Origin of the sequence: Streptomyces sp. H27-C3 (assembly GCF_030063415.1) — a bacterium.
GTDB lineage: Bacteria > Actinomycetota > Actinomycetes > Streptomycetales > Streptomycetaceae > Streptomyces.
On record NZ_JASITA010000022.1, the window covers coordinates 30,926 to 46,314 of the forward strand.

15 protein-coding genes are annotated in these 15,389 nt (G+C 69.9%); 5 read left to right on the forward strand and 10 right to left on the reverse strand.

All coding sequences use genetic code 11. The features are described from left to right. The first annotated feature begins 39 nt into the window (after nucleotides 1–39). Genes QMK30_RS22000 through QMK30_RS22010 form a run of 3 tightly spaced genes read left to right on the forward strand, consistent with a single transcriptional unit; the run spans nucleotide 40 to nucleotide 2,455 of the window. Nucleotides 40–834: an ABC transporter ATP-binding protein gene (locus QMK30_RS22000; protein WP_283520001.1), complete on the forward strand. Its 795-nt coding sequence runs from the start codon at nucleotides 40–42 to the stop codon at nucleotides 832–834. After that, the gene (locus tag QMK30_RS22005; protein WP_283520002.1) at nucleotides 821–1,702 is read left to right on the forward strand and encodes an ABC transporter permease; all 882 of its coding nucleotides are present in this window, start codon (nucleotides 821–823) and stop codon (nucleotides 1,700–1,702) included. Before QMK30_RS22000 ends, QMK30_RS22005 begins: the two co-directional genes overlap by 14 nt. 6 nt (nucleotides 1,703–1,708) lie before the next feature. Then, entirely contained in the window at nucleotides 1,709–2,455 is a 747-nt protein-coding gene (locus tag QMK30_RS22010; RefSeq protein ID WP_283520003.1) for a sirohydrochlorin chelatase, read from the forward strand. Between the two features lie 104 nt (nucleotides 2,456–2,559). Here the strand turns inward: QMK30_RS22010 and QMK30_RS22015 are convergent, their stop codons facing one another. From QMK30_RS22015 to QMK30_RS22035, 5 genes are all read right to left on the reverse strand, one after another. Further along, a complete protein-coding gene (locus tag QMK30_RS22015) occupies nucleotides 2,560–3,225 on the reverse strand; it encodes a mycothiol-dependent nitroreductase Rv2466c family protein (RefSeq protein ID WP_283520004.1) in 666 nt (221 codons plus the stop codon). A gap of 54 nt (nucleotides 3,226–3,279) precedes the next feature. Next, nucleotides 3,280–4,305, reverse strand: a complete 1,026-nt coding sequence (locus QMK30_RS22020; protein ID WP_283520005.1) for a ketopantoate reductase family protein — start codon at nucleotides 4,303–4,305, stop codon at nucleotides 3,280–3,282. Nucleotides 4,306–4,333: 28 nt separating this feature from the next. Next, nucleotides 4,334–4,705, reverse strand: a complete 372-nt coding sequence (locus QMK30_RS22025; RefSeq protein ID WP_283520006.1) for a nuclear transport factor 2 family protein — start codon at nucleotides 4,703–4,705, stop codon at nucleotides 4,334–4,336. Continuing rightward, nucleotides 4,698–5,249 carry a DUF1697 domain-containing protein gene (locus QMK30_RS22030; protein WP_283520007.1) on the reverse strand — a complete coding sequence of 184 codons (552 nt, stop codon included), beginning with the start codon at nucleotides 5,247–5,249 and terminating at the stop codon, nucleotides 4,698–4,700. The genes QMK30_RS22025 and QMK30_RS22030 overlap by 8 nt, the downstream gene beginning before the upstream one ends. A gap of 98 nt (nucleotides 5,250–5,347) precedes the next feature. Next, nucleotides 5,348–6,544: a S8 family peptidase gene (locus tag QMK30_RS22035; protein WP_283520008.1), complete on the reverse strand. Its 1,197-nt coding sequence runs from the start codon at nucleotides 6,542–6,544 to the stop codon at nucleotides 5,348–5,350. A 378-nt stretch (nucleotides 6,545–6,922) separates the two neighbouring features. Between QMK30_RS22035 and QMK30_RS22040 the strand changes: the two genes are divergently transcribed. Further along, nucleotides 6,923–9,202 (forward strand): MMPL family transporter, encoded by a 2,280-nt coding sequence (locus QMK30_RS22040; protein WP_283520009.1) that lies wholly within the window; start codon nucleotides 6,923–6,925, stop codon nucleotides 9,200–9,202. A gap of 42 nt (nucleotides 9,203–9,244) precedes the next feature. Here the strand turns inward: QMK30_RS22040 and mgt are convergent, their stop codons facing one another. From mgt to QMK30_RS22060, 4 genes are read right to left on the reverse strand one after another with little or no spacing between them, the layout of a single operon-like run. Beyond that, complete coding sequence (gene mgt, locus QMK30_RS22045; protein WP_283520010.1) at nucleotides 9,245–10,453, reverse strand: macrolide-inactivating glycosyltransferase; 1,209 nt, start codon at nucleotides 10,451–10,453, stop codon at nucleotides 9,245–9,247. Nucleotides 10,454–10,509: 56 nt separating this feature from the next. Further along, nucleotides 10,510–11,802, reverse strand: a complete 1,293-nt coding sequence (locus QMK30_RS22050) for an ABC transporter substrate-binding protein (RefSeq protein ID WP_283520011.1) — start codon at nucleotides 11,800–11,802, stop codon at nucleotides 10,510–10,512. Further along, a complete protein-coding gene (locus tag QMK30_RS22055; RefSeq protein WP_283520012.1) occupies nucleotides 11,802–12,641 on the reverse strand; it encodes a carbohydrate ABC transporter permease in 840 nt (279 codons plus the stop codon). Before QMK30_RS22055 ends, QMK30_RS22050 begins: the two co-directional genes overlap by 1 nt. Continuing rightward, a complete protein-coding gene (locus tag QMK30_RS22060; protein ID WP_502963195.1) occupies nucleotides 12,638–13,555 on the reverse strand; it encodes a carbohydrate ABC transporter permease in 918 nt (305 codons plus the stop codon). The genes QMK30_RS22055 and QMK30_RS22060 overlap by 4 nt, the downstream gene beginning before the upstream one ends. A 157-nt stretch (nucleotides 13,556–13,712) precedes the next feature. Between QMK30_RS22060 and QMK30_RS22065 the strand changes: the two genes are divergently transcribed. After that, nucleotides 13,713–14,570 (forward strand): phosphotransferase enzyme family protein, encoded by an 858-nt coding sequence (locus QMK30_RS22065; RefSeq protein WP_283520013.1) that lies wholly within the window; start codon nucleotides 13,713–13,715, stop codon nucleotides 14,568–14,570. A gap of 42 nt (nucleotides 14,571–14,612) precedes the next feature. Here QMK30_RS22065 and QMK30_RS22070 read toward each other — a convergent pair whose 3' ends face one another. Next, nucleotides 14,613–15,335: a 3'-5' exonuclease gene (locus QMK30_RS22070; protein WP_283520014.1), complete on the reverse strand. Its 723-nt coding sequence runs from the start codon at nucleotides 15,333–15,335 to the stop codon at nucleotides 14,613–14,615. Nucleotides 15,336–15,389: the final 54 nt, after the last annotated feature.

Here is a 15,389-nt window from a genome sequence, read left to right on the forward strand (position 1 = left end):
ATCCGTCGTATCCGGCAACGCCCTCAGGAGGTGACGCTCATGGCCACCACGCTCGTCAAGCAGGCCACCGCGCCCGTAGACACGCTGTCGTACGCCGCCCGGATCGACCAGGTGTCGAAGTCGTTCGGCCGGCCCGGCGCGCAGCAGCTGGTGCTCGACGACATCAGCATCGATGTCGCGCCCGGTGAGTTCGTGACCCTCCTGGGGGCTTCCGGCTGCGGGAAGTCCACCCTCCTCAACCTGGTGGCCGGGCTGGACAAGCCTTCGTCGGGCGCGATCGACGTGCCCGGCGGGCGGCCCGCCCTGATGTTCCAGGAGCACGCGCTCTTCCCGTGGCTGACCGCGGGCAAGAACATCGAACTGGCCCTCAAGATGCGGGGCATGGCCAAGGCGGAGCGGGCGCCGGAGGCGGAGCGGCTGCTCCGGCTGGTGCGGCTCACCGGCGCGTACGGCAAGCGGGTGCACGAGCTGTCCGGCGGCATGCGCCAGCGTGTCGCGCTGGCCCGCGCACTCGCCCAGGACAGCCAACTGCTCCTGATGGACGAGCCGTTCGCCGCACTCGACGCCATCACCCGCGATGTGCTCCACGAGGAGCTCACTCGCATCTGGTCGGAGACCAACGTCTCCGTCCTCTTCGTCACCCACAACGTCCGCGAGGCCGTCCGCCTCGCCGAGCGCGTGGTGCTGCTGTCGTCCCGGCCGGGACGCATCGCGCGCGAATGGCGGGTCGACATCCCGCAGCCGCGCCGGATCGAGGACTCCGCGGTCGCCGACCTGTCCGTCGAGATCACCGAACAACTGCGGGGGGAGATCCGCCGACATGGCCAGCACTGACACAAGCTCCAAGAGCGACCTCGCCGGCCTGGAGGCCGGCCTGGACGCCCTGGAGACCCACACCACCGAGCGGGTGGGCCTGGGCAGGATTCTGCTCTCCAAGGTGGTGCCGCCGTTTGTCGCCGTCGCCCTGGTGATCACCTTCTGGCAGGTCGCCGCGGTCTCCGACCTGAAGCCCGACTACGTCCTGCCGGGGCCGCTCGACGTATGGCACTCGATCGAGCAGATGTGGCTCGACGGGACCCTGCTCGGCTACATCTGGACGAGCATCTCGCGCGGCGCCCTCGGCTTCGCCGTTTCGGTCGCCATCGGCACGCCGCTCGGTCTGCTCGTCGCCCGGGTCAAGGTCGTCCGGGCGGCGATCGGGCCGATCCTGTCGGGCCTCCAGTCGCTGCCCTCGGTGGCCTGGGTGCCCGCCGCGATCATCTGGTTCGGGCTGACCGACGCGACGATCTACGCCGTGGTGCTCCTGGGCGCCGTGCCCTCCATCGCCAACGGTCTGGTGGCCGGCGTCGACCAGATCCCGCCGCTGTACCTGCGGGCCGGACGCACCATCGGCGCGACCGGCGTCAACGGCATCCGCCATGTGCTGCTGCCCGCCGCACTGCCCGGCTACCTGGCGGGCCTCAAGCAGGGCTGGGCGTTCTCCTGGCGCTCGCTGATGGCCGCCGAGCTCATCGCCAACTCTCCCGACCTGGGCACCGGTCTGGGCCAGCTGATGGAGAACTTCCGTACCTACAGCGACATGTCGGGTGTGCTGGCCACGATCATCCTGATCCTGATCGTCGGCATCGGCATCGACCTGCTGCTCTTCTCCCCCTTGGAGCGCCGCGTGCTGCGCAGCCGCGGTCTCCTGGTCAGGGGCTGATCCACCATGCACGGCCAGGTCCTTCTCCTCGTCGCCCACGGCAGCCGCGACCCGCGGCACGCGGCCACCGTGCACGCGCTCAGCGAGCGTGTGCGGTGGCTGCGGCCGGGCCTGCGGGTGGAGACCGCCTTCCTGGACTTCAACGCTCCCGCCGTCCCGCGGGTCCTGGAGCGGCTGGCGGCGCAGGGCGTGCGGGACGTGGTGGCCGTACCTCTTCTGCTGACCCGCGCCTTCCACGCCAAGTCCGACATCCCCGCCGTGCTGCGCGAGGCGTCGGCGCGCCTCCCCCAGCTGCGCGTCCACCAGGCCGAGGTGCTCGGCCCGTCGCCACTGCTGCTCAGCGCCCTGGAGCGGCGGCTGTACGAGGCCGGGCTCACCCCCGGCGACAAGCGCTCGACCGGGCTGGTCCTGGCCTCGGCGGGCTCCACAGACCCGGAGGCGATCGCAGTGATCGCTGAAATCGCGCGGGAGCTGCGGCACACCGGTTGGTGCGCCGTGCGGCCTGCTTTCGCCTCCGCGTCCCTTCCCCGTACCGAGGACGCGGTACGAGAACTCCGGGCGGCCGGGGTGCGCCGGGTGGCGGTCGCTCCGTACGTCATCGCGCCGGGCCGATTGCCCGACCGCATCGCGAACGGCGCGGAGGACGCCGACGTGTGCGCCGACGTGCTCGGTGACGCACCCGAGCTGGCGCGGCTGATCCTCACGCGCTTCCACACCCACCAGGAGCGGCTCGCGCCCTCCATGTCGGCTTGACACCGCTGTTTCGCCCGCACGGCTGCTTCGAGCCGACCGGATGCTGACGCGCCGTCAATTATGCTACGGCTGCGCGATGGAGACCCGGCGGGGTCCGTCCCGCCTCAGTCGAAGCGCAGGCTTCCGGTGCGGGTGCGCTTGAGCTCGAAGAAGTCCGTGTGGTTGGCCAGGACCCGGAAGCTGCCGAAGAGGCGCGCCGCCTCCTCCCCGCGCGGGATCGCGTTCAGGACCGGACCGAACCAGACCGTGCCGTCGACATGGATCGTCGGCGTACCCACGTAGGAGCCCGCCTCCGGGTCCTTGCCCGCGTCGTGGCCGCGGCCCAATTCCTCGTCGTACGCCGTGGAGTGCGCGGCTTCGGCGAGGTCGGCCGGCAGGCCGAGTTCAGCCAGGGCCTGCGCCGTCACCTCGTCGAAGTCCTCGTCCTTCCGCTGGTGGATGCGGGCGCCGAGCGCCGTGTAGAGGTCGCGCAGCACCCCGTCGCCCCGCGGCCCGGCCGCGGCGACGGCGACCCGGACCGGGCCGATCGATCTGTCCACCACGTCGCGGTACCAGTCCGGGAGTTCATTGCCCTCGTTGTGCAGGTACAGGCTCATGACGTGGAAGCGCAGATCGATGTCTCGGTGCTGCTGCACCTCCAGCATCCAGCGGGACGCGATCCAGGCGAAGGGGCAGGCCGGGTCGAAGTAGAAGTCGACGGTCGTGGTCCGTGGGGCTGAAGCCTGTGCGGCTGCGGCCTGGGCGGATGTGGTCCGTGCGGCGGTGGTCATACGACGAGGTCAGCCAGGGGATGTCCTGGACTCCCGGGCCATTCAGGTGATGCCTCAGTGGGCCACTTCGGTCGTTTCCGCCGCCGCGTCGACCACCTGCACCAGTTCGCCGACGGTCATGGAGCCGGCCGCCCGGCGCTCGCGGGCGAAGGTGTTGGCGAGACGCTGCAGGGTGTCGTTGACCGGCGTGGGGATGCCGTGGAGCCGGCCGAGCAGGGCGATCTCACCGTTGAGGTAGTCCGCCTCGATCGTGCCCGTGCCGCGGTCGAGGCTCTGCCAGGAAGAGCCGCCGACGCGCTCCGAGCCGTCGAAGGGATCGAACTTGATCCGGCCGTCGCGCGCCTCGGACTGCTCCTCCTTGCCCGCGGCCCCGATGCCCGCGGCGGCGAGCACGGCCTGCCCCTCGGCGAGCGCGCGTGCGAACAGGGCCCGCCCCTCGTCGCTGGTGAGCAGGCCGGAGACGGCCTCGATCGCGTTGGCCAGATTGCTCAGCAGCTTGGCGTACTTCCAGCGCATCACGTCCGGCACGACCGGGGCGAGGAAGCTGGACTTCTCCAGGTCGGCGGCGATGTGCCGGGTGGTCTCGTCGGTGCCCGTGGGATACCTGCCGAGGTGCAGCATGCCGGACAGCGGGGTCCCCGCGGCGGAGACGGCACCCGGCTCAATGTGCATGGCGGGCAGCCAGACGCACATGGCGTGGACGCGGCGGAAGCGGCGCAGAGCGAGGCGTTCGCTCTCGACGCCGTTCTGCGCGCAAACCAGGGGCAGCAGTTCGCCCGCGGTACCGCCGCCGGTGACGGGGCAGGCGCTCCAGGCATCGAGCGCGGCCGTGCTGTCCTGGGTCTTCACGGCCAGGACGAGTACGTCGTCGCGCCGCAGCGGCGTGAGCTCGTCCGGGCCCTGGACGACGGGCAGTTGATGGACCTGGGTGCCTTCGGGGGTGGTCAGCCGCAGCCCTGCGGCGCGCAGGGCTGCGTAGTGTGCCCCGCGTGCGACGAGCACCACGTCGTGGCCGCTCTCGGCCAGCCGTCCGCCGATGGTGCCGCCGACCGCTCCTGCTCCAACGATGATGTAGCGCATGTGTGCGAGCCTGCCATACGGACGCGCCCTAGGAGGCGGCACTGAACGGAGTGCCCTGGTGGAAGTAGAGGAGCCAGCCGCTGTCCGTGAGACGCCACAAGGAGCTGCGGTGCGAGCGGCGGTCGCCCGACTGCGTGTCGAACGTGAGGTGCACCAGGTCGGGGGCGAGTTGCGCGCCTCGCATCCTTGAGGTGGTGACCGGCCTGGGCGCCGAGGCTCCCTCGGCGGTGAGCGCGGCGAGGATCGACTCCCGGTCCCAGTGGCGGCCCGAGGTGCCGAACTCACTGAATTCCGGGTGGAGGAGTTCCTCGAGGAGCTCCGCGGAGGCGCGGACGGCCGGGTCGAGGAGGCGCAGTTCGGCCTCGATGGCCGCTTCGACGGCGGCGGACGGCTCAGTCACGGGTCATCTCCACCAGCTTGACCACGGTGTTCCAGTTGCGGCTGGTGGCGACGACGCCCTTGAAGAGGGCAGGTCTGGCCAGTGCCTCGCCGAGCTTCGAGCGGCCGAGGCCGTTCGGGGCGTACAGATACAGGGCGCGATCGCCGAGCCTGAACTCCTCGGGCAGATACGCCGCCGGTTCGATCCTCGCGAAGCGCTCGGCGGTGAGCGGCTCGGAGCAGTAGGTGACGTGCAGTTGCTTGCCCTCCAGCTCCGCGGCCGGGAAGGGGCAGGCGTCGGCGACGGCGCTCAGATAGGCGGTGCTGCGGACCAGGACGTCGACGGCGAACCCGAAGCGTGCCTCGATGGCCTGCCCCAGGCTCGCGGCGAGCGCGTCCTCGGCCGCGTCGGCGTCGCTGGTGAAGACCGCGTTGCCGCTCTGCAGGTACGTGGCGACGTTCCCGTGGCCCAGTTCGGTCATCAGGACCCGTAGTTCCGCCATCGGGACCTTCCGGTGCCCGCTCACATTGATGCCGCGCAGCAGCGCCGCGTAGGTGGTGGTCATGAACAGAAAGATAGGCGCACGCACAGCGAAGAGAGGCGGTCGCCGCACCCCGTGGGGGAGGGCACGGCGACCGCCCGTTCAGTGCTGCGAGGCAATCCCTACTCGACGACCTTCAGCAGCTTGTTCGGCGTGCCGGCGCTCGGGTTGCTGATCTTGTCCGGGATCGCGCCCCCGGTCAGCGCGGTGGCGACCTGCTCCGGGGTGGCGTCCTGGTGGCCCGCCAGGTAGACCGCGGCGGCGCCCACGACGTGGGGGGTAGCCATGGACGTACCGGAGATGGTCTTCGTGCCCTCGTCGCTGTCGTTCCACGAGGAGGTGATGTCCGAGCCCGGCGCGTAGATGTCCACGATCGAGCCGAAGTTGGAGAAGTCGGACTGCGCGTCGTCCTTGGTGCTCGATGCGACGGTGATGGCCTCCTTCACCCGGGCCGGGGAGCTCTGGCTCGCGTCGCTGGAGTCGTTGCCCGCGGCGACGCCGTAGGTGACGCCGGAGGCGATGGACTTGCGTACGGCCTCGTCCAGGGCCTCGTCGGCGCCGCCGCCCAGGCTCATGTTGGCGACGGACGGGCCCTTGTGGTTCGTGGTGACCCAGTCGATGCCCGCGACGACCCCTTCGGTCGTGCCGGAGCCGTTGTCGTCGAGGACTCTGACGGCCACGATCTTGGCCTTCTTGGCCACGCCGTGGGCGGTGCCGCCGATGGTTCCGGCGACGTGCGTGCCGTGGCCGTTGCCGTCGTCCGCGGAGTCGTCGTTGTCCACGGCGTCGAAGCCGTGGGTGGCGCGGCCCGCGAGGTCCTTGTGCGTGATGCGGACACCGGTGTCGATGACGTACGCCGTGACACCCTCACCCGCGCTGTCCGGGTAGGTGTACTTGCTGTCGCCGGCCGTGTCGGCCTGGTCGATACGGTCGATGCCCCAGGACGGCGGGTTGTCCTGGGTGGCGTCGATGCTGAACTTCTTGTTCTGCACGACCTTGCTGACGGCCGGGTCGGCGGCCAGGCGCTTGGCCTCGGTCTCCGAAAGCCCGCTGGCCGAGAAGCCGTTGACGGCTGACTTGTAGTTGCGCTTCAGCTTGCCGCCGTACTCCTTGGCCAGGTCCTGCTTGTCGGCCTTCTGGTCCAGCATCACGATGTAGCTGCCGGCCACGGCGCCCTCGGCGCCCACCCCGTAGACGGTCCCCTGTGCGGGGGCTGCTCCGGCGAAGGGGGAGTTGAGCAGGGCGACACCGGCCGCGGCCGCGACCGCGGTTATCGCCGCGGTGAGCCTGATCCGGTTGGTGCGCTTGTGAATTGCCATGAAGAGGGGTCTCCTCGTTCAGATTTGTGGGGGGATCAGCCACCGGCCCGGAAGATCTCCGGTGGCTGGGTCGAAACACTTGCTGATTGACGCGCTCAGATCAAGACCTGCATACGCCTGTTACTTACTAAACAAGCTTTCGTAATAAAAAATGGGGCGGGCCTCCCCAAGTCGGACACACCCCTCGCAACTCCTTTACGTGTAAGGGGCGTTCTTCCATCTCTTCCACCTCGGTGAGGAGCCCGCCGGCGCGCAGGGAGGAGACGCGCGATCTACGACTCCCCTGCACGTAGGACGAGACGAGCCACCCACCGCCATAGCTTCGAAGCGGAGGTCGCGGCGCGGTGCCGCCACCACTGACGAGGGGGGCGACGGGGCATGGGCAAGGCAGAGGGCGCGACGAAAAGGGCCGGCCGGCCACCGGGCGGCGCACCACGGGGCATCGCCGCGCGGGCCGGCGGCTGGAGCGCGAAGCACCGGTGGGCGGCGGTCGGCATCTGGGTGCTGTTCGTCGTCCTCGCCACGGTGCTCGGTTCGGCCGCGGGCCGCGTCGACGTCAAGGACAGCCAGCAACTGTCCGGCGAGGTCGGGCAGGCGATGCGGATCGTCGAGGACGCGGGACTTGAGGAACCGGCGGGCGAGACCGTGCTGATCCAGGCCGAGGACGGCTCGGTGAAGGCACAGAGCCCCGAATTCCGCCGGGCCGTCGACGCGGTGACGTCGGCCGTGGAAGCGACCGGTGAGGTAACCGCGGTGACTTCGCCGTACGACACCGGGAGCATCTCCAAGGACGGGCACAGCGCCCTGGTGCAGTTCAACATCCGCGGCGACCCCGAGACCGCAGGCGAGCGGGTCGACACGGTACTGAAGGCCGTCGAAGGGGTGCAGAAGGAGCACCGCGGGCTGGTGATCGAGGAGATCGGCGGCGCCAGCATGAACAAAACCTTCGACGAGGCCTTCGGCGACGACTTCAAGCAGGCCGAGCTCTCCGCCGTACCAGTCGCTCTGGGCATCCTGCTGATCGCTTTCGGCGCGCTCGTCGCGGCGCTGCTCCCGGTCGCCCTGGCCATCACCGCGATCGTCGCGACGATGGGCCTGATGGGCGTCGTGAGCCATGTGCAGCCGATGACCGACACGGCCAACTCCGTGATGTTGCTGGTCGGTCTGGCGGTCGGCGTCGACTACTGCCTGTTCTATCTGCGGCGCGAGCGCGAGGAGCGGGAGGCCGGGCACGACGCGCAGACCGCGCTGCGCATCGCGGCGGCGACCAGTGGCCGCGCCATCATCGTCTCCGGCGTGACCGTGTGCGTCGCGATGGCCGGAATGCTCTTCACCGGGCTCGCCGAGTTCCAGGCGATGGGGCTGGCCTCACTGATGGTCGTCGCGGTGGCGATGGTCGGTTCGGTGACCGTGCTGCCCGCGCTGCTCTCCCTGCTTGGCGGGCGCGTCGAGAAGGGCCGGGTGCCGCTGATCGGTCGCCTCAAGCGGGGTGACGGCAGCGGCGAGAGCCGGTTCTGGCGCGCGGTGCTGCGCCGGGTGCTGCGCAGCCCCAGGGCCGCGCTCGCCCTGTCGGTGGCGGCACTCGCCGCGATCGCCCTGCCCGCGGTGGGCATGCACACCCAGAACTTCACGCTGGACCAGGAGTTCGGCGACTCGCTGCCGATCGTCCGTACCTACGAGAGGGTCAACGCGGCCTTCCCCGGTGGTGCCGACCCGGCGCAGGTCGTCGTCCGCGCCGACGACATCGGGGCGGAGCCGGTACGCCGCGCGATCTCGGACTTCCGGGCGCAGGCGGTGTCCTCGGGCGCGTCCCAGGGCCCGGTGGAGGTGGTCACGCACGCGAAGGAGAACATCGCCCTGATCGATGTACCGCTGGTCGGCGGCTCCGACCAGAAAAAGGCCGAAAAGAGCCTGGACCTGCTCCGCGACCAGGTACGCCCGGACACCCTGGGCCGGGCCGACGGTGTCGATGCACCGATCAGCGGTCAGGTCGCGGGGTCCAAGGACTTCAACGACCAGATCGTCGGCGCGGTGGTGCCGGTCTTCGCCTTCGTCGTGGTCTTCGCCTTCCTGCTGATGCTGCTGTGCTTCAGGTCGCTGACGATCGCGATCACGTCGATCGTCCTCAATCTCCTTTCGGTGGGCGCGGCGTACGGCATTCTGACCATCGTCTTCCAGCACGGCTGGGGGGCTTCGCTGGTCGGCGCCGAGGGGGTCGGCGCGATCATTTCCTGGCTTCCGCTGTTCCTCTTCGTGATCCTCTTCGGGCTCTCGATGGACTACCACGTCTTCGTGGTCTCGCGGATCCGCGAGGCGAGGCTCCAGGGCAGGACCACGCGGGACGCGATCTCCCACGGCGTGGTGACCACGGCGGGCGTGGTGACGAGTGCGGCGATCATCATGGTGGCGGTGTTCGCCATCTTCGGCACCCTGTCGATGCAGTCGATGAAGCAGATGGGGGTCGGTCTCGCGACGGCCGTGCTCATCGACGCGACGATCATCAGGGGCGTGCTGCTGCCGGCCGTCATGGCACTGCTCGACGACCGCAACTGGTATCTGCCCAAGTGGCTGCGGTGGCTGCCGGACCTGACCCACGACGAGTCGGTGGTGGCGCCGCCGCCCGCTCCTTCGGTGGAGTCCGAGCGGGTGCGGATCTGAGCGGGTGCGGGTCCGACGGTCGCCTGATTCTCCGTACGCGCGTCACCGGGCGGGCAGTTCGGCCTCGATGAGGTCGGCTGCCCGCCCGGTGCCGCCCTCGGATCCCATGCCGAGGCGGATCTCCTCGGCCCTGCGGGCCACTTCGGGGTCGGCCAGAAGGCCGAGGACCGCCGTCCGGAGCGCCTCGGCGGTGGCCTCCTCGGTGTCGATCCGGCGGGCGACACCCAGCGACACGAGCATGTCGGCGTTGCCGAACTGGTCCACGGCCTGCGGTACCGCGACCATCGGGGTGCCAGTTGCAAGCCCTTCGCGGCTGCCGCCGGCGCCCGCATGGGTGATGAAGGCGTCGGCCTGCTCAAGGATGGCCAACTGCGCTACCCAGCTGTGGATTTCGATGTTCCCGGGGATGTCGCCGAGGGCGGCGGCGTCGACGTGCTTGCCGATCTGGAGTACGACGTGCCAGCCGGGCAGCGAGCCGAAGGCCTCGATGCAGGCGCGGTAGAAGGCGGGCTGCTTGGTGAATGTCGAGCCGAGCGAGACCAGCAGTACCTTTTCGGCCCCGACGGGGCGCCGCCACTCCCCCTGCCCGGCACGCTTGCCCTGGCAGGCGCCGACGAAGGTGTAGACGGACCTGTCGACCCGGTCGGCGTTGGGCTGCAGCACCTCGGGGATCAGCACGATGCTGCGCCGAGGCCGGCCCGCGAACCGGTCGGGGTCGGTGTCGGGCAGGCCGCCCGCTTCGAGCCAGCTCCGGAAGCGCTCGAAGTACGCCTTGCCGCGCTCGGACTGCCTGAGCTCGCGGAATATCGGTTCGGCGAGCTCCTCCTCGTACCCCTGCCAGGCCACCAGGTTCGGGGAGAGCGAGACGGCGGGCACGCCCCAGCGGTGGGCGAGGACCTGCGCCGGGTATGAGGTGATGTCGTGGATCACGAGGTCGGGTTCGTCACCCCGGTACGCCTCGATCAGCTGCGGCAGCGTCTGGACGGCGTCGGCCAGGAACGGCTCGATGTTGTCGATCAGCTCGGTGCCCCACGCCTCGGGTTCGCCTTCGGTGGGGAGCACCGAGGTGTAGGCGACGGGCTCGGCGCCGGTCTCGGCGACCTTGTCGGCGAAGGACGCGGGGATCGCGTAGGTGACGCGGTGACCACGGGCGACGAGCTCGCGGATCACCTCGATGCTCGGGTTGACGTGCCCGGGGGCGGCGATCGAGAACATGGCGATATGGCTGCGCGCACGCTTCGGTGAAGTCATGCCTCACACCGTAACGAGACGAGACGTCTCGTGTAATATGTTGAGGGTCCTACCGCTCAGCGCTGATAGCGGGCCAGTACCAGATCCCCGTCCTTGACCAGGCGGTTCTCCAGCTCGTCACGGTCGATCGCACCGCTGTAATACTCCTGATAGGCGGGGGTGGCGACCTTGTCCTTCCACTCCGGATATCCACGCACCGACTGGGCGGGCGCCGAACGCAGATGCTCGGCGAGGGCGGTGCCGGTGGCCCAGTCGTCCTTCTCGGTACGCAGCGACGGGTCCTTCAGCGCCCGGCCACCGGTCGGCAGCATCCAGTCGCCCTTGGCCAGCCGCACCATGTTCGCCGGCTGGAGCAGGAAGTCGATGAACTCCACCGCCTCCTTCTTGTACGGGCTGTCCTCGGCCACCGAGAGGGTCTGCGGGCTCACCCCCTGGGTCAGGCCCTCGCTGCCCGCCGGGGCGGGCAGCACCTTCCAGTCGAAACCATCGGGGGCCTGCTGGACGATCTGCTGGCGGAACGAGAAGCCGAGGGGCACCATCGCGTACTTGCCGCCGAAGAAACCGGGCAGCGTGTCGGAACCGCCCATGCCGAGCGTCGAACTGGACGCGCTGCCATCGGTGTTGACCTGGTCGTGGACGGTCTGCGGCACCACCGCGTCGCCGTCGGTGAAGCGCACCTTCACCTTGCCGTCGTCGCCGCGGTGGAAAAGCTCGCCGCCGGCCGAGAGCCCGAGGTTGAGGGTGGCGGAGACCGGCTCCTTCAGCGGCCAGGCCACGCCGAACCTGCCCTTTCCGGTCAGCTTCTTGGCGACCTGCCGGAACTCCTGCCAGCTCCATGGCTTCTCTGCGGTGGGGATACGGACCCCGGAGGCCTTGAGGAGCTTCTCGTTGGCGATCAGGACACGCGGCTCCTGAAGGAACGGAACGCCGTAGATCCCCTTGTCGAACGTCGTTGTCCGCCAACTGCGCTGCGGAATGTCGCCCTTGAGGCCGGCGGGCAGCAGCTTCCGCAGATCGGCGAGATAGCCGCCGTACGCGAAGTCGGCGAGGTCGTCGGACGCGTCGTGGATGATGTCGGGGGCCTCACGTCCCTCGAACGACGTCAGCAGCTGGTCGTGGACGCTGTCCCAGCTGCCCTGGACGTACTCGACCCGGACATCGGGATGTGCGGCGTTCCACTCGTCGACGAGCTCCTTGTTGGCGTCGACGGACTCCTTCTGCCAGGCCAGGGACTGGAAGCGCAGGGTGATCCGCCCGTCGGCCTCCTTGTCGCCGTCCGAGCAACCGGTGAGGAGCAGCGCGCAGACGGCGGCCACGGCGGCGAATCGGGTGGGGATCGCGGTGCGCATCAGGCCTTCACCGCCCCGGCCATCATGCCGCCCGTGATCCGCTTCTGGATGATCGCGAAGACGACCAGGGAGGGAAGGGTGGCGAGGAAAGCGGCGGCGGCGAGCGGGCCGAGGTCGGCCACGCCCTCCGCGCCGAGGAAGTGGGTGAGCACGACCGGCAACGTCTGCTTCTCCGGAGTCTTGAGCAGGACGAGCGCGAAGAAGAACTCGTTCCATGCGGTGATGAACGCGAACAGCGCGGTGGCGACGATGCCGGGGGCCAGCAGCGGCGCGGTGACCGACACGAGCGTACGCAGCCGGCCCGCCCCGTCGACGGACGCGGCCTCCTCCAGCTCGCGCGGTACGGCCCGGACGTACCCGACCAGCATCCAGAGCGCGAAGGGCAGGGACCAGACGACGTACACCATCACCAACCCCACCAGAGAGTTGATCAGGTGGAGGTTCTTGAGGATCAGGAAAAGCGGGATGATCACCAGGACGAACGGGAACGCCTGGCTGATCACGACCCAGCCGGTGGCGGCGGCCGAGAGTTTATTGCGGTGGCGGGCCATCACATAGGCCATCGGGGTCGCGATGACGACCGCGATCAGGGCGGCGCAGAGCGCGGCGATCAGGCTGTTGGCGGCGGCCTGGAGCAGCGGCTGCTCCTCGAAGGCCTGCCGGAAGTTGTCGAGGGTCGGATTCTTCGGGATCCAGGTGGGGTGCAGGGAGCCGAGCTCCCGGGGCGGCTTGAAGGCCGTCGAGATGAGCCAGAGGAAAGGGAAGGCGAGGAAGACGAGGTATCCGAGGAGCGCGAAGTACTGGCCGGCGCGCGCGGGCCTGCTGGTGCGGAGCGTCACTGGTCTTCGTCCCCCTTCAGGCGGCCGACGAGGTAGAGGGCGAGCAGCACCGAGATCACCGCGACCATGACGCAGCCCATGGCGGCGGCATACCCGAACTGGCCGTAGCGGAAAGCCTCTTCGTACGCGAAGAGCATCGGGAGCCGGGTGCGGCCCCCGGGGCCTCCGTTGGTCAGGACGTAGACCAGGGCGAAGGAATTGAAGTTCCAGATGAAGTTGAGCGCGGTGGTGGCCAGGGCCACGGGCTTGATGGCCGGCCAGGTGACGGTGCGAAAGCGCCGCCAGGCGCCCGCGCCGTCGAGGGCGGCGGCCTCGTGCAGCTCGTGCGGGGTGTTCTGGAGGCCGGCGAGCAGGGCGACCGTGGTCTGCGGCATTCCGGCCCAGATGCCGACGATGATCACGGCGGGCAGCGCGGTGGCCAGGCCAGTGAGCCAGTCGCGCCCGTCACCGAGGCCCAGATCGCGGATGGTCTCGTTGAGGATTCCGGCGTCCGGGTTGTAGACGAGACGCCACATGATGCCGACGACCACCTCGGGCATCGCCCAGGGGATGATCGCCAGCGATCTGGCCAGCCAGCGGAAGCGCAGATTCTGGCTGAGCAGCAGGGCGAGACCGAGCGCGAGCAGGAACTGCGGGACGCTCACCCCGACCGCCCACAGCAGGCCGATGCGGAAGGAGTCCCAGAAGAGCGTGTCGTGCAGCAGGTCCTGGAAGTTCAGCGCGCCGACCCACTGGGTGGGTGCGGTGCGGCCCGACTGGGAGTCGGTGAAGGCCAGCGCGATGCCGTAGAGCAGCGGGCCGACGCTGAGGATGAGGATCGGGATCAGCGCGGGCAGTACCAGGAACCAGGCACCATGATCCGCCGTGCTGCCCGGCCGTTTCCTGGACCGCGCCTTTGCGGTCTCCCATGTCACTGATTCGACTCCTTCGGGCGGCTCATCCTGGTCTGGCCGCCCTGGCGGCCCTCGTCATCGTGCTGACGGGCCGTTGGTTCGTCAAGCCAACCTGCGAGGATGCGAGACTTCGATCCCGGGATCCTGGATCACCGGGAGATATAGCTAGGAGATGTTGATGGACGAGGCACGGGCGCGTGAGGTGCTGGCCGCGGTGCGGCCGGGGTCCCGTGCGGAACTGCTGGCCCTGGGCGAGAACGCGGTGTTCGCCGTGGACGGCCTGGTCGTCAAGGTCGGCCGCCGGGACATCGAGTTGCTGGCGCGGGCCGAGCGCGAACTGGCCGTCGCGCACTGGCTCGCCTCGTCGGGCGTCCCGGCAGTGCGGGCCGCCGAGCCCGAGCCGCGCTGGGTGGACGGCCACCCGGTGACCTTCTGGCACCGGCTGCCCGAGCCCGCACGCCCGGCCGAGCCGCGTGATGTGGCCGAGCTGCTGCGCCTGGTCCACGCCCTGGCCCCGCCCTCCTTCGCGCTTCCCCCGCGCGAACTGCTCGGCGGGGTCGAGCGATGGCTGCGACTCGCGGGCGACGCGATCGACCCGGCGGACGCGGCGTATCTGCGCGAGCGGCGCGACGGCTTCGCCACCGCCGCCGCCGCCGCGCTCACCCCGTACCTGCCGCCGGGCCCCATCCACGGCGACGCGCTCCCCCGCAATGTCCACATCGGCCCCGACGGCCCCGTGCTGGTGGACCTGGAGACCTTCTCCGCCGATCTCCGCGAGCACGACCTGGTGGTCATGGCCCTGTCGCGGGACCGCTACGGCCTGGCGCCCGAGGCGTACGACGCTTTCACTTCGACGTACGGCTGGGACGTGCGCGAGTGGTCCGGCTGTACGGTGCTGCGCGGCGCCCGCGAGACGGCCAGCTGTGCCTGGGTGGCCCAGCACGCCCCGACCAACGCGGCGGCGCTGACGGAATTCCGGCGGCGGGTCTCCTCACTGCGCGAGGAGGATCCCGAGGTGCGCTGGTACCCGTTCTGAACGGATGGGCAGAGCGCGGCCACCAGGGAGAGTCGAGGTCGCTCAGCCCGCTGCCGGGGCAAGCTCTCGGAGCGGCCAGGTCGCTTCGACCACCGCGTCCGGGGTGCCCTTCTTGCGGAGGAACTCCTGGAAGTTCGCCGCCCACTGGGCGTACCACTCGATCTGGCGCCGGTGCAGCTCCGGCGGGGCGAGTGCGGCCACCTCGGCGTGGCGCTCGGCTATCGCACAGGCGACGCGGACCGCCGCGAGGGCGTCGGCGGCGGCCTCGTGCGCGCCGTTGAGCACCACGTCGTACTCGACGCAGACCGCTTCCAGCGTGCGCTTGCCCTTGCGGTAGCGGTCGACGGCGCGGTCGATCGTGTACGGGTCGACGACCGGGCCCGCCTCCACGCCGCCGAGGCGCTCGGCGAGCGAGGGCAGCTCGTGTCTGCGCAGCTCCGCGGCGAGCATCGTCAGGTCGAACGCCGCGTTGTACGCCACGACCGGGACGCCACGCGCCCAGTACTCCGTGAGGACCTGGGCGATCTCGTCGGCCACTTCACGCGCGGACCGGCCCTCCGCGACCGCCCGTTCGCTGCTTATGCCGTGGATCGCCGACGCCTGCTCGGGGATGCGGATACCCGGATCGGCCAGCCAGCCCCGGTGCCGAATCGACTCGCCGTCCTTCACTTCGACGACCGCGGCCGTCACGATCCGCGCCTCGCGCGGATCGGTGCCCGTAGTCTCCAGGTCGAAGCCGACCAGCGTCTCCCGGTGCCAGCCCATGGTGACCCTCCTTCATGATGCGTGTGCTTCCCCCGTGGTTTTCCCCGGCTCGAA

What these genes read in the sequence shown, in the direction of transcription:
- QMK30_RS22000 (WP_283520001.1), top strand. Translation starts at nt 40, where the DNA reads ATGGCCACCACGCTCGTCAAGCAGGCCACCGCGCCCGTAGACACGCTG.
- QMK30_RS22005 (WP_283520002.1), top strand. Translation starts at nt 821, where the DNA reads ATGGCCAGCACTGACACAAGCTCCAAGAGCGACCTCGCCGGCCTGGAG.
- QMK30_RS22010 (WP_283520003.1), top strand. Translation starts at nt 1,709, where the DNA reads ATGCACGGCCAGGTCCTTCTCCTCGTCGCCCACGGCAGCCGCGACCCG.
- QMK30_RS22015 (WP_283520004.1), bottom strand. Translation starts at nt 3,225, where the DNA reads ATGACCACCGCCGCACGGACCACATCCGCCCAGGCCGCAGCCGCACAG.
- QMK30_RS22020 (WP_283520005.1), bottom strand. Translation starts at nt 4,305, where the DNA reads ATGCGCTACATCATCGTTGGAGCAGGAGCGGTCGGCGGCACCATCGGC.
- QMK30_RS22030 (WP_283520007.1), bottom strand. Translation starts at nt 5,249, where the DNA reads ATGACCACCACCTACGCGGCGCTGCTGCGCGGCATCAATGTGAGCGGG.
- QMK30_RS22035 (WP_283520008.1), bottom strand. Translation starts at nt 6,544, where the DNA reads ATGGCAATTCACAAGCGCACCAACCGGATCAGGCTCACCGCGGCGATA.
- QMK30_RS22040 (WP_283520009.1), top strand. Translation starts at nt 6,923, where the DNA reads ATGGGCAAGGCAGAGGGCGCGACGAAAAGGGCCGGCCGGCCACCGGGC.
- mgt (WP_283520010.1), bottom strand. Translation starts at nt 10,453, where the DNA reads ATGACTTCACCGAAGCGTGCGCGCAGCCATATCGCCATGTTCTCGATC.
- QMK30_RS22050 (WP_283520011.1), bottom strand. Translation starts at nt 11,802, where the DNA reads ATGCGCACCGCGATCCCCACCCGATTCGCCGCCGTGGCCGCCGTCTGC.
- QMK30_RS22065 (WP_283520013.1), top strand. Translation starts at nt 13,713, where the DNA reads ATGGACGAGGCACGGGCGCGTGAGGTGCTGGCCGCGGTGCGGCCGGGG.
- QMK30_RS22070 (WP_283520014.1), bottom strand. Translation starts at nt 15,335, where the DNA reads ATGGGCTGGCACCGGGAGACGCTGGTCGGCTTCGACCTGGAGACTACG.